The organism is Rhodococcus sp. SGAir0479 (genome assembly GCF_005484805.1).
Classification (GTDB): domain Bacteria; phylum Actinomycetota; class Actinomycetes; order Mycobacteriales; family Mycobacteriaceae; genus Prescottella.
The window spans coordinates 923,634-945,764 of sequence record NZ_CP039432.1 but is presented as its reverse complement, the minus strand read 5'-3'; the positions used below and the strand labels follow the sequence as shown (position 1 = coordinate 945,764).

Annotated in this window: 24 protein-coding genes; 13 read left to right on the top strand and 11 right to left on the bottom strand. The window is 71.1% G+C overall.

Annotated elements, in window-relative coordinates:
* Positions 1-5 precede the first annotated feature (5 nt).
* Positions 6-782 (bottom strand): helix-turn-helix domain-containing protein, encoded by a 777-nt coding sequence (locus E7742_RS04390; protein ID WP_137797831.1) that lies wholly within the window; start codon positions 780-782, stop codon positions 6-8.
* Positions 783-909: 127 nt separating this feature from the next.
* On the opposite strand from E7742_RS04390, the gene E7742_RS04385 reads away from it, so the two are divergent.
* Positions 910-1,275, top strand: a complete 366-nt coding sequence (locus E7742_RS04385; protein ID WP_137797830.1) for a nuclear transport factor 2 family protein — start codon at positions 910-912, stop codon at positions 1,273-1,275.
* A 27-nt stretch (positions 1,276-1,302) separates the two neighbouring features.
* Entirely contained in the window at positions 1,303-1,632 is a 330-nt protein-coding gene (locus E7742_RS04380) for a DUF1330 domain-containing protein (protein ID WP_137797829.1), read from the top strand.
* Positions 1,633-1,637: 5 nt separating this feature from the next.
* Here E7742_RS04380 and E7742_RS04375 read toward each other — a convergent pair whose 3' ends face one another.
* Together E7742_RS04375 and E7742_RS04370 are read right to left on the bottom strand one after the other, a co-directional pair.
* Positions 1,638-2,135 (bottom strand): SRPBCC family protein, encoded by a 498-nt coding sequence (locus E7742_RS04375; protein WP_137797828.1) that lies wholly within the window; start codon positions 2,133-2,135, stop codon positions 1,638-1,640.
* A gap of 66 nt (positions 2,136-2,201) precedes the next feature.
* Positions 2,202-2,558 carry an amino acid permease gene (locus E7742_RS04370; RefSeq protein WP_137797827.1) on the bottom strand — a complete coding sequence of 119 codons (357 nt, stop codon included), beginning with the start codon at positions 2,556-2,558 and terminating at the stop codon, positions 2,202-2,204.
* 119 nt (positions 2,559-2,677) lie between these two features.
* Here E7742_RS04370 and E7742_RS04365 point away from each other — a divergent pair, with 119 nt between their 5' ends.
* Positions 2,678-3,700, top strand: a complete 1,023-nt coding sequence (locus E7742_RS04365) for a zinc-dependent alcohol dehydrogenase family protein (RefSeq protein WP_137797826.1) — start codon at positions 2,678-2,680, stop codon at positions 3,698-3,700.
* 7 nt (positions 3,701-3,707) lie between these two features.
* On the opposite strand, the gene E7742_RS04360 is transcribed toward E7742_RS04365, so the two are convergent.
* Positions 3,708-4,511: an SWIM zinc finger family protein gene (locus tag E7742_RS04360; RefSeq protein WP_137797825.1), complete on the bottom strand. Its 804-nt coding sequence runs from the start codon at positions 4,509-4,511 to the stop codon at positions 3,708-3,710.
* Positions 4,508-7,309 (bottom strand): DEAD/DEAH box helicase, encoded by a 2,802-nt coding sequence (locus E7742_RS04355; RefSeq protein ID WP_175420403.1) that lies wholly within the window; start codon positions 7,307-7,309, stop codon positions 4,508-4,510. Before E7742_RS04355 ends, E7742_RS04360 begins: the two co-directional genes overlap by 4 nt.
* Before the next feature lie 87 nt (positions 7,310-7,396).
* On the opposite strand from E7742_RS04355, the gene E7742_RS04350 reads away from it, so the two are divergent.
* From E7742_RS04350 to E7742_RS04330, 5 genes are all read left to right on the top strand, one after another.
* A complete protein-coding gene (locus E7742_RS04350) occupies positions 7,397-7,714 on the top strand; it encodes a hypothetical protein (protein ID WP_137797823.1) in 318 nt (105 codons plus the stop codon).
* A gap of 65 nt (positions 7,715-7,779) precedes the next feature.
* Positions 7,780-8,490: an HNH endonuclease family protein gene (locus tag E7742_RS04345; protein ID WP_137797822.1), complete on the top strand. Its 711-nt coding sequence runs from the start codon at positions 7,780-7,782 to the stop codon at positions 8,488-8,490.
* A 36-nt stretch (positions 8,491-8,526) separates the two neighbouring features.
* Positions 8,527-9,357, top strand: coding sequence for a shikimate 5-dehydrogenase (locus E7742_RS04340; RefSeq protein ID WP_137797821.1), 831 nt, complete (start codon positions 8,527-8,529; stop codon positions 9,355-9,357).
* Entirely contained in the window at positions 9,358-9,843 is a 486-nt protein-coding gene (locus E7742_RS04335; protein WP_137797820.1) for a DUF6328 family protein, read from the top strand. It abuts the gene before it with no gap.
* 29 nt (positions 9,844-9,872) lie between these two features.
* The gene (locus tag E7742_RS04330) at positions 9,873-10,331 is read left to right on the top strand and encodes an acyl-CoA thioesterase (protein ID WP_137797819.1); all 459 of its coding nucleotides are present in this window, start codon (positions 9,873-9,875) and stop codon (positions 10,329-10,331) included.
* 67 nt (positions 10,332-10,398) lie between these two features.
* Here the strand turns inward: E7742_RS04330 and E7742_RS04325 are convergent, their stop codons facing one another.
* The gene (locus tag E7742_RS04325) at positions 10,399-11,427 is read right to left on the bottom strand and encodes a phosphotransferase family protein (RefSeq protein WP_137797818.1); all 1,029 of its coding nucleotides are present in this window, start codon (positions 11,425-11,427) and stop codon (positions 10,399-10,401) included.
* A gap of 152 nt (positions 11,428-11,579) precedes the next feature.
* Positions 11,580-12,050, bottom strand: coding sequence for an Lrp/AsnC family transcriptional regulator (locus E7742_RS04320; RefSeq protein ID WP_137797817.1), 471 nt, complete (start codon positions 12,048-12,050; stop codon positions 11,580-11,582).
* 167 nt (positions 12,051-12,217) lie between these two features.
* Between E7742_RS04320 and pdhA the strand changes: the two genes are divergently transcribed.
* The 4 genes from pdhA to E7742_RS04300 all read left to right on the top strand — a co-directional run bounded on the left by pdhA (position 12,218) and on the right by E7742_RS04300 (position 16,827).
* Positions 12,218-13,315 (top strand): pyruvate dehydrogenase (acetyl-transferring) E1 component subunit alpha, encoded by a 1,098-nt coding sequence (gene pdhA, locus E7742_RS04315; RefSeq protein ID WP_137797816.1) that lies wholly within the window; start codon positions 12,218-12,220, stop codon positions 13,313-13,315.
* Positions 13,312-14,295 carry an alpha-ketoacid dehydrogenase subunit beta gene (locus tag E7742_RS04310; protein ID WP_137797815.1) on the top strand — a complete coding sequence of 328 codons (984 nt, stop codon included), beginning with the start codon at positions 13,312-13,314 and terminating at the stop codon, positions 14,293-14,295. Before pdhA ends, E7742_RS04310 begins: the two co-directional genes overlap by 4 nt.
* Positions 14,292-15,542: a dihydrolipoamide acetyltransferase family protein gene (locus tag E7742_RS04305; RefSeq protein ID WP_137797814.1), complete on the top strand. Its 1,251-nt coding sequence runs from the start codon at positions 14,292-14,294 to the stop codon at positions 15,540-15,542. Before E7742_RS04310 ends, E7742_RS04305 begins: the two co-directional genes overlap by 4 nt.
* A 187-nt stretch (positions 15,543-15,729) precedes the next feature.
* Positions 15,730-16,827, top strand: a complete 1,098-nt coding sequence (locus tag E7742_RS04300; RefSeq protein ID WP_441346909.1) for an MFS transporter — start codon at positions 15,730-15,732, stop codon at positions 16,825-16,827.
* A 126-nt stretch (positions 16,828-16,953) separates the two neighbouring features.
* Here E7742_RS04300 and E7742_RS04295 read toward each other — a convergent pair whose 3' ends face one another.
* From E7742_RS04295 to E7742_RS04285, 3 genes are read right to left on the bottom strand one after another with little or no spacing between them, the layout of a single operon-like run.
* On the bottom strand, positions 16,954-18,384 hold the full coding sequence (locus E7742_RS04295; RefSeq protein ID WP_137797812.1) for an NAD(P)(+) transhydrogenase (Re/Si-specific) subunit beta: 1,431 nt from the start codon (positions 18,382-18,384) through the stop codon (positions 16,954-16,956).
* Complete coding sequence (locus E7742_RS04290) at positions 18,384-18,731, bottom strand: NAD(P) transhydrogenase subunit alpha (protein ID WP_137797811.1); 348 nt, start codon at positions 18,729-18,731, stop codon at positions 18,384-18,386. Before E7742_RS04290 ends, E7742_RS04295 begins: the two co-directional genes overlap by 1 nt.
* Positions 18,732-19,847 carry a Re/Si-specific NAD(P)(+) transhydrogenase subunit alpha gene (locus E7742_RS04285; protein WP_137797810.1) on the bottom strand — a complete coding sequence of 372 codons (1,116 nt, stop codon included), beginning with the start codon at positions 19,845-19,847 and terminating at the stop codon, positions 18,732-18,734. It abuts the gene before it with no gap.
* 270 nt (positions 19,848-20,117) lie between these two features.
* On the opposite strand from E7742_RS04285, the gene E7742_RS04280 reads away from it, so the two are divergent.
* Complete coding sequence (locus E7742_RS04280; protein WP_137797809.1) at positions 20,118-20,492, top strand: DUF488 domain-containing protein; 375 nt, start codon at positions 20,118-20,120, stop codon at positions 20,490-20,492.
* Between the two features lie 3 nt (positions 20,493-20,495).
* On the opposite strand, the gene E7742_RS04275 is transcribed toward E7742_RS04280, so the two are convergent.
* Positions 20,496-22,034, bottom strand: coding sequence for an AMP-binding protein (locus E7742_RS04275; protein ID WP_137797808.1), 1,539 nt, complete (start codon positions 22,032-22,034; stop codon positions 20,496-20,498).
* Between the last annotated feature and the right edge of the window lie 97 nt (positions 22,035-22,131).

Genomic DNA, 22,131 nt, shown 5'->3' with positions numbered 1-22,131 from the left:
GCGCCCTATTGCCGGGTGCCCAGGAACGCGGCCGTCGCCGCGTCGGCCGGGAAGAACGTCTCGATCGCGAGCTCGGACACCGCGACGTCGAGCGGCGTGCCGAACACGGTGGTCGTGCTGAGGAACGACAGTTCCCGCTCCCCCACCCGGACCCGCAACGGCACCACCAGCGCCGGCCCCGCCTCGGCGGCGTCGACACCGCCGGGGTAGCCGGTGAGCTCGGTCCGCAGGCGTCGGAGGTCGGTGTCGTCGGTCGCGTCGATCTGCCGGTCGAGCCGGTGCAACACGTGGGCACGCCACTGAGCGAGGTTGGTGATTCGCGGCGCCATGCCCTCCGGATGCAGACTCAGGCGCAGCACGTTCACCGGCGGTTCCAGCAGCCACGCGGCCGCGCCGTCGGTCAACAGCGCCACGGTCTCGTTGGCGTCCACCAGGTGCCAGTGCCGGTCGACCACCAGCGCCGGCATCGGGGCGTGCGCGGCCAGGATGGTGCGGATCGCGTCGGAGACGATCGCCATCGGCACGTCGGTCAGCGCATGTTCCGGGTAGGCCGGCGCGAACCCCGCCGCGAGCAGCATCGAATTACGCTCCCGCAGCGGGATGTCGAGATGCTCCCCGAGCCGCAGCAGCATCGCGCGGGTGGGACGCGAACGGCCCGTCTCGAGGAAGCTGACGTGCCGGGTCGAGACCTCGGCGCGGTTCGCGAGATCGAGCTGCGTCATCCGGCGATGTCCACGCCACCACCGGATCTGGTCGCCGACCGACTGCTGTGCTCGCGTCATGCCCTCGACCCTAGAACGCGGCGGGAACGAGTCCCATTACCTTCGGGGTAATCGACCGGGTGACCCCGACGGCGCAGGCTCGTTTCCGACGGCCGCACCGGGCGGCCGACTTCGAAAGGGGTTCGCCGTGAACGACTTCGACACCGTGGTTCGGAACTACCTGGACACCTGGAACGAGACCGACGCCGACAAGCGGGCCGCCCTCGTCGCGGAGTTGTGGGCCGAGGACGGACGCTACGTCGACCCGATCGGCAGCGCCGAGGGGCACACCGCGATCAACGCCCTCGTCGGGGCGGTGCAGCAACAGTTCGAGGGCATGCGCTTCGAACTCGCCGGAGACGTGGACGCCCACCACGACCAGGCCCGCTTCGCGTGGGCACTCGGGCCGGCCGGGGCGGAGCCGCTGGTCGTCGGCTTCGACGTCCTCGAACGGGCTCCCGGCGGCAAGGTGCGCACCGTTCTCGGGTTCCTCGACAAGGTGCCCACCGCCTGACCACCCCGATCACACCGAGGAGAAAACATGTCCGCCTTCGCCATCGGCCATCTGCGCTCGGTCGACTTCGGTGCCGACATCGTCGAGTACCTCGAGCGCATCGACGCCACGCTCGCACCGTTCGCGGGGCGCTTCGTCGTGCACGGCTCCGAGAAGACCGTCCTCGAGGGTGACTGGGTGGGAGACCTCGTCGTCATCGAGTTCCCGGACCGGGCACGCGCACTGCAGTGGTACCGCTCGGACGCCTACCAGAAGATCGTGGGCCTGCGCACCGAGAACTCCGACAGCACGGTGCTCGTCGTCGACGAGGTCGCCCACCCCCACCGGGCGACCGACGTCATTGCGGCGGCGCCGTAGGCCCGTCAGACGGGTGCGGCGGCCGACTTCGCGAGCATCGCGAGGTTGGCCGCCATCCCGTCGCGCCACACCGCCAACCGGTGGGCGACGATCGCGCCTTCCTTGTCGGGGTGCAGCTCGACGAACTCGGCCAGCGGGGATCGGCCCGTGCCGGCCTTCGCCCACTGCCGGACGACGGCACCGTCACCGTCGGGGTCGACCTCGAAGCCCCAGACGGCCACAGGATCGTCCACCGAGCCCACACACCACACCCAGCGCCGCCCCTGCTCGACCTCGATGATCTCCGGCTCGGTGTGCCACTGCCCCATCTGCGTGCTGGCGTTGTACCCGCGGAATCGGGCGCCGACCGCCACTTCGGTTACGCCGTCCAGCCATTCGACCCGCTGCAGTTCGCCGTCGGTGCGGGTGGGCAGTTCGATGTCGGTGACCAGAGCCCACGCCTGCTCGGGGCTGCACGCCAGATGCTCGGAGACCTCGACGGTGGGGTTGTCGCGCAGACGCATGAACGGCTCCTGTTCGCTCGGGAAATCGACGGTGGTGTTCGTGGCGATGCTAGGCGACGGGCCCGCTCACACGCGGCGTTGCCGCCAAGCCCACACGCACGAAGCGACGCCGAGAACCGACGCCGGGGGCAGCACCCATCGCAGCCGGCGCAGCGTCACCAGCCGCTGATACTGCTCGTGCGACAGGAACTGCAGCGTCGACGGTCCCGACCAGGGGCGATCCCACCAGAAGCTGCCCGCGCCGGTCACCGCCTGTGGCCACGCGAACACGCCGACCGCCGCGGCGACGGCGACGGCCGTGGCGGGAAGGACCACCCAGAACCAGGGGAAGCCCGGCGCCCGCCGGAGCCGGGCGCGCCGGGGCCCGACCACGGCAGCCGTCACCGCGACGAACCCCAGCACGCCGAGCACCAACCAGGCCATGGACGGGACGGTACTGGATCCCGGTCGCGCTGCCGCCGTCTCGGTAGGGTCGATGTCGAGTGGTCCTGCGGGCGGAATCCGACCGGCGGGAACCGACGAGACGCGAGGAGGTTCTGACCATGCGTGGTGTCGTCCTGAACGCGCCGGGCGACGTGCAGGTGGTCGACCGGGAGGATCCGGTCGTCGTCGAGCAGACCGACGCCGTCATCCGGTTGACGGCGACGTGCGTGTGCGGGTCGGACCTGTGGCCGTATCGCGGCATCGAGGACGTGCACGGACCGGCGGTGATGGGACACGAATACGTCGGGATCGTCGAGGAGGTCGGCGCCGAGGTCCGCACGATCCGACCCGGGCAGTTCGTGGTCGGATCGTTCTTCGCCTCCGACAACACCTGCGAGATCTGCCGCGCCGGGTACCAGAGCCGGTGCTTCCACAGCGTGCCGATCGGCGGGATCGGCACCCAGTCCCAGTACGCCCGGATCCCGCTCGCCGACGGCACCCTCGTCCCGACGCCCGGGTTGCCGGACGAGAGCTTGGTGCCGAGCCTGCTGGCCGCGTCCGACGTGCTCGGCACCGGCTGGTTCGGGGCGGTCGCCGCCGAGGCTGGGCCGGGCAAGACCATCGCCGTCGTCGGTGACGGGGCCGTCGGGCTTCTCGGTGTACTGGCCGCCAAGACCCTCGGGGCCAAACGGATCATCGCGATGAGCCGGCACGAATCCCGGCAACGACTGGCCGAGGAGTTCGGGGCCACCGACATCGTGGCGGAGCGCGGCGACGCCGGAATCGAGCGGGTCAGGGAACTCACCGGCGGGCTCGGCGCCCACGGGGTGATCGAGGCGGTCGGCACGCAGGAATCGATGATGCAGGCGATCCGGTCCACCCGGGCGGGCGGCCACGTCGGGTACGTCGGGGTCTCGCACGACGTGAACCTGCCCGGCAACGAGCTGTTCTTCTCCGCGGTGCATCTGCACGGCGGGCCCGCCCCGGTCCGCCGCTTCCTGCCCGAGCTGATCGATCTCGTGTGGAACCGGCAGATCGACCCGGGCAAGGTGTTCGACCTGGCGCTGCCGCTCGAAGACGCCGCCGAGGGCTACCGAGCGATGGACGAGCGCCGCGCGATCAAGACCCTCCTGCGGCCGTAGCCGACGCTCAACGTCGCCGCCGGTAACCGCTCCCCAGCGCGCGGTAGCACTCGTCGAGATCGCGCAGAGCCTGCGCCACGTCCGACTCGTCCTCGGCGCCCGCGCGCAGCACCTTGCGCAGCAGCAGCGCGTCGAGATCGTCCGGGGCGGCGACGAAGTCGACCTGGGGCAACTGCTCGTAGCGGGCACGGTCGCCGAAGTGGTCGTCGCCGGCGGCGGGGCCGGAATCGTCCTCGTCTCCGCCGACCGCGCGCATCAGCGCGTCCAGGTCGAGGCCCCGCACGGTCAGCATCGTCAGCGGCTCGCGGTCGACGCGCTCGGCCAGCAGGTAGGCCACCGCGGCGACGTGCTTGCAGGGCCAGCCGGGATCGGGGCACGTGCAGTCGAAGTCCAGTTCCCGGCCGCCGTCCGGGAGCAGCATCGGCGCCAACTCCTGCGGCACGGCGCCGGCAGCGAGCGCGGCCAGGGTGCCCGGGGTGGCGCGGATCTTCTCGACCAGTTCGGCGGTGTGCTCGTCGTCCAGCGTGCCCACGGTCAGCTCCGCGGTGAACGGCGCGGGCTGGCTGCCCTGCACCTCACCGGTGACGCGGCCGGGCGCGATGTGCAGCGCGACCACCTGGCCGCCGCGGGCGTACGTGCGGCCCCTGCTGAGCCGGCCGGTGTCGCCCACCTGCTCGAGCGCGTCGATCAACGCACGCCCCCACCAGCCGCGCGCGAACGCGCCGCGTTTGGACGACGCCTCCACACCACCGACCACGGGGTGCCGTTTGCCGAACGTGCTGAAATCCGGCCGGCCGCGCTGCGGACTCATTCGCCCACCGCCTCGTCGCCGAGGGTCAGCAGATCGTGCAGCTGGTCGGTGTCCATCTCGGTGATCCACCGCTCCCCGGTGCCGATCGCGAGGTCCGCGAGTTCCTGCTTGTCGGAGATCATCGCATCGATCCGCTCCTCGAGGGTGCCGACGCACACGAGCTTGCGGACCTGCACGTCACGGCGTTGCCCGATCCGGAAGGCCCGGTCGGTGGCCTGGTTCTCGACCGCCGGGTTCCACCACCGATCCAGATGCACGACGTGGTTGGCGGCGGTCAGGTTCAGACCGGTGCCGCCGGCCTTGAGCGACAGCAGCATGATCGGCGGACCGTCCGGACCCTGGAACCGCTCCACCATCCGGTCCCGGCGGGCCTTGGGGACACCGCCGTGCAGGAACGGCACGTCGGTACCGAACCGCTCCTCGAGGTACGGCACGACCAGCTCACCGAACTCCCGGAACTGGGTGAACAGCAGGGCCCGTTCCCCGTCGGCGGTCACCGACTCGAGGATGTCCTCCACCAGCCCGAGCTTGCCGGAGCGGTGCCGCCCGCGTCGCAGCACGCCGGACCCGTCGCCGAGGAAGTGCGCGGGATGGTTGCACACCTGCTTGAGCCGGGTGAGCGCCGAGAGCACCGCGCCCTTGCGCTGCATGCCCTCGGTGTCCTTGATCTTCTTCAACATGTCGTCGACCACCGCCCGGTACAGCGCGGCCTGCTCGACGGTCAGGTTCGCGCGCATCGTCATCTCCTGCTTCTCGGGCAGGTCGGAGATCACGGCCGGATCGGTCTTGACGCGCCGCAGGATGAACGGCGACGTCACCGCCCGTAGCCGGGTGATCGCGGCCTCGTCGTGCTCGCGCTCGATGGGCACGGCGAACCGGGCGCGGAAAGCCTGTGGGCTGCCGAGCATTCCGCGATTGACGAAGTCGAGGATGGACCGCAGCTCGTCGAGCCGGTTCTCCACCGGCGTCCCGGTCAGCGCGACGCGGTGCTCGGCGGGAATCGCGCGGGCCGCGCGGGCCTGCGCGGTCGCGGCGTTCTTGATGTGCTGCGCCTCGTCGAGCACCACCCGCCGCCACGACTGCGCGCCCAACGCCTCGACGTCACGCGCCAGCAGCGAGTACGTGGTGACGACCAGGTCGCTTTCCCGGACCGCGGCGGTGAGGTCGTCGCCGCGACTGCGGTCCGCGCCGTGGTGGACGTGCACTCGCAGGTCGGGCACGAACCGGGCGGCCTCGCGTTGCCAGTTGCCCACCACCGACATCGGGCACACCAGCAGCGTCGGGGTGTCGGCACGTTCGTGCGCCAGCAGCGCCAGCAGCTGCAGGGTCTTGCCGAGTCCCATGTCGTCGGCGAGCACCGCTCCCAGACCGGTCTCGCTCATGAACGCCAGCCAGTCCAGGCCGCGCTGCTGGTAGTGCCGCAACTCCGCCCGCAGTCCCGGCGGCGGGGGCACCGGGGTGGGCTCGAGGGTGCCGTCGAGCAGCGTGCCCACCCAGCCGGAGGCCTGCACGTCCTCGACCGGCACCGGGGGCCGCTCGGCCTCGGTGAGCTGCGCCAGCAGACCGCCGAGTGTGCCCTCCTCCTCGGAATTGCGTTGCGTCACATAGCGCGCCGCTTGCGCCAGGACGGCGGCGTCGGCCTGCACCCACTGTCCGCGCAACCGGATCAGGTCGCCCTTGGTGTCGGCGAGACGGGTCAGCTCGTCGGGGGTGAGGACGGCGTCCCCGAGCGCCAGTTCCCAGTCGTAGCCGACGATCTCGTTCATGCCGACCGCCCGGTCCTCGGCGGCCGCGGGGACCGGCGGCGACGACACCCGTACCCGCAGCGACGGCGACACCGCCGCCCACGCGCGCGGCAGCAGCAGCGCGATCCCGGCGTGCTGCAACGCACGCGCCCCGTGCAGCACCAGGTCGGTCACCACCGCGGTCGGCAGCAGCAGATCGAGGCTGTCCGGATCGGTGGGCAGGTCCCGCAGCCGCGGATAGGCGGCGACGGCGGCCCCCAGCTTCCGGACCCCGATCTCGAGCAGCCGGGCCTCCGTGCGGTGCAACAGGATCGGGGTGGGCGCCTCCCCCTCGGTACGCAGACACACCTGCAGGCGCCACAGCGCGTCGTCGGCGAGATCGGCCTCCTCGTCGCCCTCCGGCTCGAGTAGCCGCAGCACCAGTTCCGGTTCGTCGACGGTGAGACTCTCGCGCCACGCGTCGAGACCGGTGGCCATCTTGTGGTTGCCGCCGTCGTACGGCTCACCGCGCAGCAGCGCGCGCAGCAACGGGTGGGCGGCGTCCCGGTCGCCGAGCAGATCACGAACGACGGCGTCGGTCAGCTCGGCCACGAAATCGTCGAGGACTTCCCGCGGCGTGCCCTCGTACCGCTGCACCGGTGGCATCGCAGCGGCCAGCTCGGCCAGCCACGCCCGCTGCCGTTCCCCGCCGAGCAACCGCCACCGCGGCCACCAGTGCCCCTCGGCCCGGTACAGCTCGGGCACGACGCGTCCGGCCCGCGCCCATCGTTCGACGCCGCGGGCGACGTGCGCCAGGTAACGCAGGTCGCCCGCGATACCGGGTGCGTCGTCGGGGACCGCGAGCAGCACGTCGGCGGCCTCGGGCGGCGCGAGCGCGAGGACCGGGACCCGCTCGGGCCGCACTCCCACCGCGTCCGGGACCTGCACCGTGTGGTGCCGCCGGAAGCGCCGCCGCAGGACCCGGGCGAGGGGCTCGGGCAGCTCGGGCAGCTCGGCGTGCGGGCCCCGCCAGAGCATGAGGCCCGCGCCCGGCGACCAGAGCCCGTGCAGCATGCGATCCATCCAACCAGCCCGCACCGACACGCCTGGCTTCCGCCCCGGGACCAGGCCATACTGGGCGCAGAGGGAAGGTCGGCGCCCATGACGATCATGCTTCAGGTCTTCGAACAGGTGTACTCGCCCGCAACGCCGTGGCAGCAGCGCAAGGTCGCCTTCGTCGATGCCGACCACATCGTCGCGATGCGCCTCGACGGGCAGTCCGGGGTGTGGCTCGACGTCACCAAGCACGGCGAATCCCACCGCCTGGCCACCACCGCGTCCCCGGAGCAGGCGATCGGTTTCCTCCTGGCCGTGTTCGGCAAGATCGCCGAGTGCCGGCGGAACGGCGGCTCGTGGCTGATCGGGCACGACGGCGTCGACGTCGGCACCGTCCACGCCGCCAAGTTCCCGCATTCCTGACCGACCGCTGTCGGCACCGCCGGGCACACTGACCCCGACACGAGGCCGTCCGGGGAGGGGCAGCGGTGAAGCAGGGTCGGATTGTGGTGGGCGCGGTGGCGGCCACGGCGGTGTGGGCGGTGGCGGCGTGCGGTCTCGCGCCCGACGGTGGACGGTCCGTGCCGGGCAGTCCCGCGCGCGCCGCGGTCGAACAGCTGCTGGCCCGCGTCGAGGTGGTCGCATCCCGGCCCGACGTCGCCGGTTACGAGCGGGGTTGCGGGTCCGGGGAGGGCTGCGTGTTCGGACCGGCCTGGTCCGACGACCACTCCGGCCCCGGCGGCCACGACGGCTGCGACACCCGCAACAACGTCCTCGCCGCCACCCTGACCGACGTCGAGTATCGGGAAGGCACCCGCGACTGCGTCGTGCTGGCGGGCACTCTCGCCGACCCGTACTCGGGGCGGACCGTCGCCTTCGCCAAGCGGGACGCGGGGGCGGTACAGATCGACCACGTCTATCCGCTCGCCGCGGCGTGGGACATGGGCGCCGCCGCGTGGTCACCCGAGCGGCGCCGCGATTTCGCGAACGATGTCACCTACAACCTGCTGGCGGTGAGCGGACCGGAGAATCAGGCGAAACGGGACGGGACTCCGGCGGACTGGTTGCCGCCGGACCCCGCCTACCGCTGCTTCTACGTCGGTAAATACCTCGGCGTCGCCGTCCGGTACCACCTGCCGGTCACCGCGACCGACCGCGACGCGCTGGCCGCCGTCGCGCAGACCTGTCCGCAGGAGTGACCGGCGCCGGCCCGGACCGCCGGTTAGCGTGGACGGGTGAGCCGCACGATCATCGACACCGTCACCCGGGATACCCGCCTGTGCATCTCGCTGTCGGGCCGGCCCAGCAACATCGGCACCCGCTTCCACAACTACCTCTACGACGAGCTCGGGCTCGACTTCGTCTACAAGGCGTTCACCACCACCGACCTGCCGACCGCGATCGCCGGCATCCGCGCCCTCGGCATCCGCGGGTGCGGGGTGTCGATGCCGTTCAAGGAGGCCTGCATCGAGCACGTCGACGTGGTGCACCCGTCGGCGTCGGCGATCGACTCGGTGAACACGATCGTCAACGAGAACGGCGAGCTGCACGCCTACAACACCGACTACCAGGCCGTGGCCGATCTGCTGCACCGCGCACAGCTGCGGCCCGAGCTGACGGTCGCGGTCGCCGGCAGCGGCGGCATGGCCAAGGCGGTGGTGGCCGCGCTGCGAGACAGCGGCTTCGAGACGGTCACCGTCGTCGCCCGCAACCGCGAGACGGGTGCCGCGCTGGCACAGACCTACGGTTTCGAGTGGCAGCCCGACCTCGGCGCGGCCCACCCGCAGCTGCTGGTCAACGCCACTCCGATCGGGATGTCCGGCGGCCCCGACGCCGAGGCGCTGCCGTTCCCCGAGGCGGCGATCGACGCGGCCGAGGCGGTGTTCGACGTGGTCGCGATGCCGCCGGACACGCCGCTGGTGCGCGCCGCCACCGCCCGCGGCCTGACGGTCGTCACGGGCGCCGAGGTGATCGCCCTGCAGGCGGCCGAGCAGTTCGTGCTCTACACCGGCGTGCGTCCCACCGACGACCAGATCCGCCGAGCCTCGGAGTTCTCGAGGTCGTAGATGACCACCGAGCTGCCCTCCCGGACCCCGGACGAGTCGCACAGCACGCGTCTCGCCCGCAACTTCAGTGAGCTGCTGCAGGAACTGCGGGTGCAGCAGGCCGGTGTGCAGATCCTGTTCGCGTTCCTGCTCACGATCGTCTTCACCGACGTCTACGCCGAACAGTCCTCGTACGTGCGGACGCTGCACCTGATCACCGTCCTGTGCGCGGCGATGTCGTCGGCACTGCTGATCGCGCCCGCGGTGTGGCACCGGATGCTGTTCCGGCACCGTCGCCGCGAGGACATCCTGCGCCAGGCCACGCGGTGCGCGCTGGCCGGCTCGGTGTTCCTGGCGGCGGCGATGGTGGGCACGGTGCTGATCGTCGCCGAGATCGCCGTCGGCGGTTGGGCCGCGAAGGTCATCGGTGGCGGCACCGCCGCGGTGTTCGGCACCGTGTGGTTCGTCGTTCCGCTGTTGTTGCGCCGCGACGATGAGCTGCGGTAGCCGCCGACGAGGCATTATCGTCTGATCCCATGGCCACCCGCGACGAGCCCGAGCCGCGCGCCGAGGCGTTCCCGGCGCTGTGGCCGGTGCCGACCCGGTGGGCCGACAACGACGACTACGGACACGTGAACGGGGCCGGGTACTACGCGTACTTCGACACCGCCGTCAGCGGCTGGCTCATGGCCAGTACCGGACTCGACATTCGCGAGCTGCCGTCGATCGGGATCGTCGCCGAAGCCTCGTGCCGCTTCGTGCGCGAGCTGTCGTTCCCGGACCAGCTGCACGTGGGGCTGTCCGTCGACCACCTCGGCACCAGCAGCGTCGTGTTCACGCTCGCGGTCTTCCGTGAGGATCCCGACGACCTGCTGGTGCTGGCCGCCACCGGCCGGTTCGTGTACGTCTTCGTCGACCCCGAGACCCGCCGGCCGGTTCCCATGCCGCCCGAGATTCGCAGTGCCGCAAGCCTGCTCGTCGTCGCCGAGGACTAGCCGGCCGGTCGGTGCACTCTGGTGGCCCTGAGACCACGCGGCGCCGGCTGTCAGTATCCCGCCGACCTCACGACAGCCCCACCGCATCCGCCGTCGTCACGGCGCGGCGGACGATGCCGTCGATGAGTTCGGCCGTCGGACCGCCCCGCTCGGCGCGGTTACGCGGGTCGTCGGTGGTGCGGCGCAGCACTCCCTCGGCGATGATCGCGAGCTTCCACAGCGCCAGCACGTGCCAGAATCCCACCGCCGAGACGTCCCGATTGGTCTCGTGCACGTACACCTCGACCAGTTCGTCCCGGGTGGGGAACCCCTCGAGCGTCGACGCCATGAACGGGCCGCGCACGCCGTCGTCGCGCTGCGGCCAGTACGCGAGCAGACCGCCGAGGTCGGCGAGCGGATCGCCGAGCGTGCACAGCTCCCAGTCGAGCACCGCGACCACCCGGCCGTCCTCCGGCGAGGTGATGACGTTGCTGAGGTGGAAGTCGCCGTGCACCAACGTGGTTTCCGTCTGCTCCGGGATGTTGCGGCCCATCCGCTCGGCCAGGGATTCGATCTCGGGCAGATCGTGCGTCTTGGACTGATCCCACTGGGCCGTCCACCGCTTGAGTTGGCGCGCGGCATACGGCTTGGTACTCGACAGATCGAGCAACTCGGCGCTCTCGAGGTCCACCCGGTGGATGCTCGCGAGCGCCTTCGGCAACGACAGCCCGATCGCGCGGCGCCGCTCGGGCGGCAACTGTTCGGCCACCGCCTCGTCGTCGATGACGATGCCGTCGACGTAACTCATCAGCACCAGCGGGGCGTCGGTGATCGCGGGATCCGCGGTGATGGCCAGCATCTTCGGGACCGGGACGCCGGTGCCCTGCAGCGCCGACAGGATCCGGTACTCGCGCTCGATGTCGTGCGCGGAGGCCAGCAGCCGCCCCAGCGGCGGACGCCGCAACACCCAGTGGCCGCCGCCCGAATCGCGCACTGCGAACGTCAAATTGGACTGCCCACCGCCGATGCGCTCGAACGACAGCGGCGCCAGCGCACCGACTCCGAGCCCCGTGATCCAGGTCGCGACGGCGTCCTCGTCCAGGCCGACAACACCCATTTCGCCTCACTCCCCTGACGTGCCTCGTTGTTTTCGTCCGAACGGTGGAAACGACCGATTCACGATGCGGGGCCGTCGCCCCCCGGCGCCCGTCCGCCGATGCTAGTCGCCGGAAAGCCGCCCCGCGGGCATTACGCGGAGCTCCGGGGTACTCACCGGCCGGCCGCCCGCTCGAGCAGTGGTGCGGTGCGCGGACCGACGAGCTCCCGCATCACCAGCGCCATGTTGGTGCGTTCGACGCCGGGGATCTCGAGGATCCGCTCGGCCAGCCGGTACAGGTCGTCGGCGTCGGTGGCCACCACCTTCACGGACAGATCGGTCAGTCCGGTCATCCCGTACACCTCCACCACCTCGGGGATGCCGGTGAGGGCGGCGACGACGTCGTCCAACCGGTGCTGGTCCACCCGCGTCGCGACGAAGGCCGCGAGCGGATACCCGAGCGCGCGTGGGTCCACCAGGCGGTCGAAGCCGGCGAGGACCCCGGCCCCTTCCCAGCGGGCCAGGCGCGACTGAACGGTGTTGCGGGACAGAGACAGACGGTTGGCAAGCTCCACCCCGGTGGCCCGCGGGCTACGGGACAACTCGAGCAGGAGCCGGGCGTCGGTGGCATCGAGAGTGGTCATATTCCGCAGTATGCGCGCTGAAGCACCCCGGAAACCGTGCATCGTGCTCGATCGTGACCTTGCCGCTTGCGCAGATCGCGAAAACGCGGATGCTGTGAGGTAGAGCACACCCGCCCGGCATCCGCTCACGAGGCGACCGCCGGACGGCCGAGCCGGCGAGGTGACCCATGGCCGACAGAAGTGACTTTCCGGTGCAGCTCGTCCAACCCGACGGACGGCGCGTACACCGACCGGACCTCGCGGCCCTCGCGGCCGACGTGGGCCCGGACGAGCTGCGGAACCTGTACGAGGACATGGTGGTCGCGCGTCGCATCGACGCCGAGGCCACCGCCCTGCAGCGACAGGGCCGGCTCGGCATCTGGGCCCCACTGCTGGGTCAGGAGGCCGCCCAGGTCGGTTCGGTGCGGGCACTCGAACCCGACGACTACATCTTCACCAGCTACCGCGAGCACGCGGTCGCGTACTGCCGGGGCGTGGACCCGGCGGTGCTCACCCGCCTGTGGCGCGGCTGCGCATACTCCGGCTGGGATCCCGCGACGGTGAACCTGACCAACCCGGCCATCGTGGTGGGCGCGCAGGGGTTGCACGCCACGGGGTATGCGATGGGCGTGCACCTCGACGGCGCGGAGATCGCGACCGTCGTCTACTTCGGTGACGGTGCCACCAGCCAGGGCGACATCTCGGAGGCGCTGGGCTTCGCGGTCAGCTTCGCCGCGCCGGTGCTGTTCTTCTGCCAGAACAACCAGTGGGCCATCAGCGAACCGGTGGAGTTGCAAAGTCCCAGCCCCATCGCGGCCCGCGCGGCGGGGTTCGGCATGCCCGCCGTCCGGGTGGACGGCAACGACGTGCTCGCGGTGCTGGCCGTCACCCGTCAGGCCGCCCGGCGCGTCCGCGACGGCGGCGGACCGGTGTTCGTCGAGGCCATCACGTACCGGATGGGCCCGCACACCACGGCGGACGATCCCACCCGGTACCGGACGGCGGCCGAGGACGAGGTGTGGCGGGCCCGCGATCCGATCGACCGGTTGCGCCGGCTCCTCGGGCGGGAGGGGCTGTTCGACGACGCACTGACCGCGCGGGTGGAGGCCCGCGCCGACGCCGTAGCCGCCCGGTTGCGGTCCGGGACCCTCGACGCCCCGGACCCCGGGCCCGACGAGCTGTTCGACCACGTCTACGCCACCGACCACCCGCTGATCGCCGAGGAACGCGCCGCCTACCGGGCGTACCTCGACCGCGTCGACACCGGCGAGGAGGCCCTGCCATGACCACGACCACGCTCACGCTGGGCGCCGCACTCAACGCCGGTCTGCGCCGCGCGCTCGAGGACGACCCCACGGTGCTGCTCATGGGCGAGGACGTCGGCCGGCTCGGTGGCGTCTTCCGGATCACCGACGCGTTGCAGAAGGATTTCGGTCCGGCCCGCGTCATCGACACCCCGCTCGCCGAATCCGGCATCGTGGGAACGGCTTTCGGGCTCGCGCTCCGCGGCTACCGGCCGGTGTGCGAGATCCAGTTCGACGGGTTCGTCTACCCCGCGTTCGACCAGATCGTCTCGCAGGTGGCCAAGATCCACTACCGCACCCGCGGACAGGTGAAGGCGCCGTTGACGATTCGCATCCCGTACGGCGGCGGGATCGGCGCCGTCGAGCACCATTCGGAGTCCCCGGAGGCGTACTTCGCGCACACCGCCGGGCTGCGGGTGATGGCGCCCGCCACGCCCGCGGACGCGTTCGCGATGATCCGGCAGGCGATCGCGCTCGACGACCCGGTGGTGTTCCTGGAACCCAAGCGCCGGTACTGGGATCGCGGCCCGGTGGACGTGGACGCGCCGCCCGACCTGCCGGCCGACGCGGCACGCATCGTGCGCGCCGGCACCGACGCCACCGTGGTCGCGTACGGGGCGATGGTGCCGACCGCGCTGCAGGCCGCCGACGTCGCCGTCGGCGAGGGCACCTCGCTCGAGGTGGTGGACCTGCGGTCGCTGTCCCCCGTCGACTTCGCCACCGTCGAGAGCTCGGTCCGGCGCACCGGCCGCCTCGTGGTGGTGCACGAGGCACCCGTGTTCGTGGGGCTGGGCGCCGAGATCGCCGCGCGGGTCGCCGAACGCTGCTTCTACCGGCTCGAGGCGCCCGTCCGCCGGGTCGGCGGCTTCGACATCCCGTACCCGCCGGCCCGGCTCGAGAAGCACCACGTGCCGGACGCCGACCGGATCCTGGACGCCGTCGACGAGGTGTTGGCGGCATGAGCATCGAGGAGTTCCGGCTGCCCGACCTCGGCGAGGGCCTCACCGAGGCCGAGATCGTGGCGTGGGCGGTCGCGGCCGGCGACACCGTCGCCCTCAACCAGGTCATCGCGGAGGTCGAGACCGCGAAGGCGCTCGTGGAACTGCCGTCGCCGTTCGCCGGGGTGGTGCGGGAGGTGCTGGCGGAACCCGGGGACACCGTGCCCGTGGGGGCGCCGCTGATCCGAATCGCCTCCGCGGCGGCCGACGAACGGACCGCCGAGCCGTCCGGCGGGCCGTCCGACGGTCCGGCGCGCACGGCGGTGCTCGTCGGGTACGGGCCCTCCGACCCGGTCCCGAGCCGGCGCCGACGGCCCGCGGCGGCGCACCCGCCGGGCCCCGGGGTCGACGCCGTCCCGGCCGCCCGCCGCGCCGCCCGCGAGCTGGGCCTCGACCTCGCGGCCGTCGTCGGCACCGGGCCGGGCGGGGCCGTCACCGTCGACGACGTCCACCGGGCCCGGCTGCAGACCACGCCCACCCCCGCCACCCCCGCCGCGTCCGGCGCTGCCCGCGAGACCCGCACCCCGATCCGCGGCGTGCGCCGGGAGACCGCGTCGGCGATGGTCGCAAGCGCCTTCACCGCGCCGCACGTGACCGAGTTCCTCACCGTCGACGTCACCGGGACGGTGGAGCTGCTGGCCCGGCTGCGGACGGCACCGCCCTTCGCGGACCTGCATCCCACGCCGCTGGTGCTGGTCGCCGGCGCGATGCTGGCGGTGCTGCGCGCGCACCCGTCGCTGAACGCGTCGTGGTCGGAGGAGACCGGGGAGATCGTCACCAAGCACTACGTCGACCTCGGTATCGCCACCGCGACCGCACGCGGGCTGGTGGTGCCCCACGTCAGGGACGCCGAGACCCTGACGTTGCCGGCGCTGTGCCGCGCGATCGGCGAGCTCACCGACCGTGCGCGGGCCGGGCGGGCGACCCCCGCGGACCTGACCGGCGGCACGATCACCGTCACCAACGTCGGGGTATACGGCGTCGACACCGGCACCCCGATCCTGAATCCGGGCGAGGCGGCGATCGTCGCGCTCGGGGCGATCAACCGGCGGCCGTGGGTGGTGGACGACGAGCTCGCGGTGCGGGACGTAACCACCCTGAGCGTCACCGTCGACCATCGACTGGTCGACGGCGAGCAGGCGTCGAACTTCCTCGCCGACCTCGGCGCCGCCCTCACCGACCCGGTGCCGGTGCTGCTCGGCCGGCTCTGACGCCCACCTCCCGCCGTCAGCTGAAGGGTCCCTTCACGGGTTGCGAGCGTACGAAGGGACCCTTCAGCTCTCGCGAGAGTTCGGTACAAAGGGGAACGTGGACACCCGAACCGAGCCCCCCTCCTCCCTGCGGGCCGCCCGGGCCGCGATCTTCGGCGTCTTCGGGATCAACGGCTACCTGCTCGCCATGTGGGTGGTCCACATCCCGGAGATCGAGACCCGAACGAACATCGCCCACTCGACGCTGGGGTCGCTGCTGCTGCTCCTGGCCGTCGGCGCGATCGCCGGCATGCAGCTGTCGGGGCCGCTGGCCGACCGGTTCGGCAGCCGGTTGCTGGTAGCGCTCAGCGGGACCCTGCTGGCGGTCGCGACCATCGGGCCCGGTCTGGCGTCCAACGCGTGGCAGCTGGGGCTGGCGCTGGCGATCTTCGGGTTCGGCAACGGCGCGCTGGACGTGTCGATGAACTCGCAGGCCGTGCTCGTCGAGCAGGCGTACCGGCGGCCGATCATGGCGGCGTTCCACGGGATGTTCTCGATCGGCGGCGTCGTCGGCTCGCTCGTCGGCGCGGCGACGCTCGCGCTCGGCTGGCCGCCGGTGGCCGCGCTCGGCGGGTCGTCGCTGCTCGGGGTCGCGGCGATCGCGGTGTGCACGCCGCGGCTGCTGCCGTTGTCGGCGCACCCGCGTCCCGAACACCACGAGCACGCGCCGCGGGGTCGGTACTCGCCGCGGGTGCTGGGGCTGGGCGCGCTGGCGTTCGTGCTGATGCTCGCCGAGGGTGTCGCCAACGACTGGAGCACGCTGCAGGTCAAGGAGCACCTGGGCGCGTCCGGCGCCGTCGCCGCGCTCGCGTTCGGGACGTTCTCGCTGACGATGACGGTGGGCCGGTTCACCGCCGACCGTTTCAGTTCCGCGCTGGGGCCGGTCGCGGTGGTGCGGTACGGCGCGCTGCTCGCGGCGGCCGGGATGGCGACGGTGGTGGTGTCGGGCTGGCTGCCGACGACGCTGCTCGGGTGGGCGCTGTTCGGGCTCGGGCTGTCCGGCTGCGTGCCGCAGATCTTCACCGCCGCGGGCAACCTCGGGACGGGTGCGGCGGGTGCCGACATGTCCCGGGTGGTGGGCATGGGCTACCTCGGCTTCCTCGCCGGACCCGCGACCATCGGCTGGCTCACGCACCTTGTGCCGCTCACCGTCGCGATGATCGTGCCGCTGGTGTGCGCCCTCGCCGCGGCCCGGTTCGCCGGCGCGGTGCGCCGTCCGGCGACGCGCCCGGTGACCGTCGGCTGAGCCCCTCCCCGGCAACGGCTGAAGGGACCCTTCACCCGCTGGGAGCGAGTGCAGGGTCCCTTCAGCTGACGGGCGGAGGGGGATCGACCGCCAGCTGCCGTCTTCGTCTTCCGGGGTGCGCCGGGGCTACAGGGCCTTGAGCTCCTCGGTGACCTCGGAAACCATCTTCTTGGCGTCTCCGAACAGCATCGAGGTCTGGTCCGCGGTGAACAGCGGGTTGTCGATGCCGGCGTAGCCCGACGACATCGAGCGCTTGAGCACGATGACCGACTTGGACTGGTCGACGTTGAGAATCGGCATGCCGTAGATCGGCGAGCTCGAGTCCTCACGCGCGGCCGGGTTGGTGACGTCGTTGGCGCCGATGACGACGGTGACGTCGGTGCGCGCGAACTCGCCGTTGATGTCGTCCATCTCCTTCATCGCGTCGTACGCGACGTCGGCCTCGGCGAGCAGGACGTTCATGTGGCCGGGCATACGACCGGCGACCGGGTGGATCGCGTACTTGACCTCGACACCCTTCTCCTCGAGCAGCGCCGCCATCTCCTTGACCGCGTGCTGGGCCTGCGCGACGGCGAGACCGTAGCCGGGGACGACGATGACCTGGTTGGCGTACGCCATTTGGATGGCCGCATCCGACGCCGAGGTGGCCTTCACGGTGCCACCGGACGCGGTCGCACCGGCGCCACCGGCGTCACCGCCGCCGAACGAACCGAAGATGATGGCCGGGATGGAGCGGTTCATGGCCTTGGCCATGAGGTTGGTCAGGATCGAGCCCGACGCGCCGACGATCATGCCGGCGACGATCATCGCCTGGTTGTTGAGCGCCAGACCCGCGGCCGCGGCCGACAGACCGGTGAGCGCGTTGAGCAGCGAGATGACGACGGGCATGTCGGCGCCGCCGATGGGCAGCACCACGAACAGGCCCATGATGCCGGCGGCGATCAGCAGGCCGACGATCCACAGCGCGGAGGTGGGCTCGTTGGCCGGGTCGGCCTGGACGCCGATGTAGATCGCGATGCCGATCGAGACCAGCGCCAGCACGATGTTCGCCAGCTGGAACGCCTTCGCCGACGCGACGACCTTCTTCTCGAAGTTCTTGTTCAGCAGCTCCTGCAGCTTCGCGAACGCCACCAGCGAGCCCCAGAAGGAGACCGAGCCGATGATCGCGGCGAACAGCGAGCCGACGACGAACGGCACCGACGGCACCGCGTCGACGGTGGTGAAGCCGTCCGAGTTGAGGAACTCGGCCCAGGCGATGAGGGCGACCGTGCCGCCACCCACGCCGTTGAACAGCGCCACCAGCTGCGGCATCGCCGTCATCTTGGTCCGCAGCGCCGGCGGGACGCCGAGCACGATACCGACGAGCAGGCCGCCGATGATGAGGATCCAGTTGTCGGTGTCGCGGATGTCGATGAGCACGGCGACGACCGCGACGACCATGCCGACGGCGGCGATGTAGTTACCACGCACCGCGGTCTTCGGGCCGGTCAGACCGGACAGACCGTAGATGAACATCGCGAACGCGACGATGTAGAGGATCGTGACGAGGTAGCTCATCAGGCGTCAGCACCCTTCTTCTCGACTGCCCCGTCCTTCCGAGAGCCGGCGGCGTCCTTCTTGGGCTTGAACATCGCGAGCATGCGGTCGGTGACCACGAAGCCGCCGACGACGTTCAGGGTGCCGAACACGAGCGCGACGAACAGGATGACCTTGATCGACCACGGCGCGTCCGACGGCAGGTGACCGAGCACGACCAGCGCGCCCAGCACGACGATGCCGTGGATGGCGTTGGTGCCCGACATCAGCGGCGTGTGCAGCGTGTTCGGCACCTTGGAGATGACCGCGAAGCCCACGAACCCGGCGAGGACCAGGATCGCGATGTTCGCCAGCAGTTCGGTGTACATCTAGGAGTTCTCCTTCGAGCGGGTCACGCACGCGCCGTCGAGGATCTCGTCGGAGAAGTCGGGCGCGAACCCGCCGTTCTCGTCGAGCATCAACTCGAGCAGGGCCGCGACGTTCTTGGAGTACAGCTCGGACGCGTGCTCGGGCATGGTGGCCGGCAGGTTGAGCGGCGAGCAGATGGTGACGCCGTGCTTGACGACGGTCTGGCCGGGCTCGGTGAGCTCGCAGTTGCCGCCGGTCTCGCCGGCGAGGTCGACGATCACGCTGCCCGGCTTCATGCCCTCCACCGCGGCGGCGGTCACCAGGCGCGGCGCGGGCCGGCCCGGGACCAGCGCGGTGGTGATGACGACGTCGAAGCCCTTGATGGCGTCCTCGAGCGCCTGCTGCTGCTGCGCGCGCTCGGCGTCGGTGAGTTCGCGGGCGTACCCGCCCTCTCCGGCCGCGTCGATGCCGAGGTCGAGCCACTGCGCGCCGACGGAGCGGACCTGGTCGGCGACCTCGGGGCGCACGTCGTAGCCGGTGGTGCGGCCACCGAGACGCTTGGCGGTCGCCAGCGCCTGCAGACCGGCGACACCCACACCCAGGACCAGCACGGTCGCGGGCTTCACGGTGCCGGCCGCGGTGGTCAGCATCGGGAAGAACCGGGTGGACTCCGACGCGGCGACCAGCACGGCCTTGTAGCCGGCGACGTTGGCCTGCGACGACAGCGCGTCCATCACCTGGGCCCGGGAGATACGCGGGATCGCCTCCACGGCGAACGCGCTCACCCCCGCGGCGGCCAGGGCACCGATCTGGTTCTCGGCGTTGCGCGGGGCCAGGAACCCGATCAGCGTCTGCCCCGAGCGGAGCTTGCCGACCTCGGCGTCCGACGGCGGCGCGACCTTGGCGACGACGTCACACGCCCACGCGTCACCGATCGTCGCGCCGGCCTCCTTGTACAGCTCGTCCGGGATCAACGCGCCCAGCCCGGCTCCGGGTTCGACGACGACGTCGACGCCCTTGCCGGCCAGGGAGGCCACGACCTTCGGCACGAGCGCGACCCGTCGCTCGCCGTCGCTCGTCTCCCGAACGACGCCGACCGATGGGCGCACCAGTGCCGCGCTCTTCGATGTATCCAATGTTTCGACTTCCTGCGGTAGATGGTGTGCCTGCCGCGACGGGCGGCAACTATCGAGCGATCGGCGGATGATGGCCCGCTCGATGCAAGTGGTCCACGATGGTAAGCAGAACTACCGTGAGCAAGGGAACACACGCAAGTCGCCGCAAACGTCTGAATCGAGTCCGAACAGACGTCTACCACTGGATCCAGCGCTTTTTGTGATACAGCTCACTATTTCACACAGATGTAACTTATCGTCGGAATCGGCCCACGATTGCGGAGGTGGCAGATGACCGGAAGGGCGATCGACGTCGAACGTGTGTACGACCATCCGGGCGCGGAGGACGGCTTCCGGGTGTTCGTCGACCGGCTGTGGCCGCGCGGGCTGCGCAAGGACTCGTTCCACTACGACGACTGGGCCAAGGACCTGGCGCCGTCCACGGAACTGCGCCGGTGGTACAGCCACGACGTAGCAGAGTTCGCGGAGTTTCGCCTCCGCTATCTCGCGGAGCTGGAATCTCCGGCCGGCCGCACCGCGGTCGACCGGGTCCTGACGCTCGCCGAGGACCGCCCCCTGATCCTGCTGACCGCGACCAAGGACCTCGAGCACAGCCAGGCGGTGGTGCTGCGGGACTTCCTCGTCGAGTTCGAACAGCCCGACTGACGCTCACGCGACCGCGTACCGGGCGCGCAACGCGTGCTTGACCAGCTTGCCGGTGGGGGTGCGGGGCAACGCGTCGACGAAGTCGACCGACTTGGGGGCCTTGTAGTGCGCGACGCGCTCACGCACGTAGTCGAGGAGCTCGCGTTCGACGTCCGCGTCGCCGGTCACACCGTCCGCCAACTGGACCACGGCCTTGACCTCCTCCCCCATCTCCTCGTGCGGAACCCCGATGACCGCGACGTCGTACACCTTGGGATGGAGGGTGAGCACGTTCTCCGACTCCTGCGGGTAGATGTTCACCCCGCCCGAGATGATGGTGAACGCCGCCCGGTCGGTGAGATAGAGGTACCGCTCGTCGTCGAGGTAGCCGATGTCGCCGCTGGTGGTCCACGTCGGGTGGCCGGGGTGCTGCGCGGCGGCGGTCTTGGCCGGATCGTTGTGGTAGCGGAACGGCAGCTCCTCGCGCTCCCAGTACACGGTGCCGATCTCACCGGCCGCCAACTCGCGGCCCGCGTCGTCGCAGATGCGCACGACGCCCATGACGCCGTCGCGGCCCACCGAGCCGGGATGCGCGAGCGCCTGGACGCTGTCGATGAACGTGCCACCCGAGCCCTCCGTCGACGCGTAGTACTCGTGGATCACCGGCCCCCACCAGTCGATCATCGCGCGCTTGACCTCGATCGGGCACGGGGCGGCGGCGTGCACCGCCACCTTCATGCTCGACATGTCGTAGCGATCCCGAACCTGCCTGGGCAGCTTGAGCATTCGGACGAACATCGTCGGCACCCACTGACTGTGGGTGACCCGGTAGCGCTCGATCAGCCCCAGCGCGTCCTCCGCGTCGAACCGGTCCATCACGATCACCGTCCCGCCGACCGAGTTGATCGTGCCGCAGAACCGCAGCGGCGCAGCGTGATACAGCGGCGCCGGACACAGGTAGACGGTGTCGGCGTCGAAGCCGTACATCGGCGCGAACACCGCGGTGTACGGGTCCATGGTGTCGTGGACCTGCCCCTCGGGCAGCCGCGGCTCGATGCCCTTGGGCCGGCCGGTGGTGCCCGACGAGTACAGCATGTCCTGCCCGCGCGGCTGTGCGGCGAGCGGTTCGGTGGACTGCGCCGCCAGCACCGCGTCGTAGTCGTCGTAGCCGTCGACCGCGCCGCCGAACGCGAGCCGGTGGCGGACCTTCGGCAGGCCGCCGCCGTCGGCCGGCAACGTGCCCACCGCGTCCGCCGAGGCGACCAGCACCGACGCCTCGCAGTCGTCGACGACGTACGCGGCCTCGGCCGGCGTGAGGTGCCAGTTCACCGCGGTGATGTAAAGCCCGGATCGCAGCGCCGCCCAGTACACCTCGAGGACTCGCAGGTCGTTGCCCGCGACGACGGCGACGTGATCACCGGGGCACAACCCCACCCCGCGCAGGTAGTGCGCCAGCCGCAGCGACCGCTCGTCGAGCTGCCGGTAGGTGAGCTGCTCGCCGGTCGCGGGCCGAATGACCGCGGGCTTGTCGGGAGTGGTGGCGACGAAGTTTCCGGGAAACACGGGCAGCTCCTCATGTGAACGACGATTCGCGCGATCGATCCGAGTCGATCGTCCACCGTCCGCGCCGTTTCCGTGGTGGTTTCGACCGAATCGGATC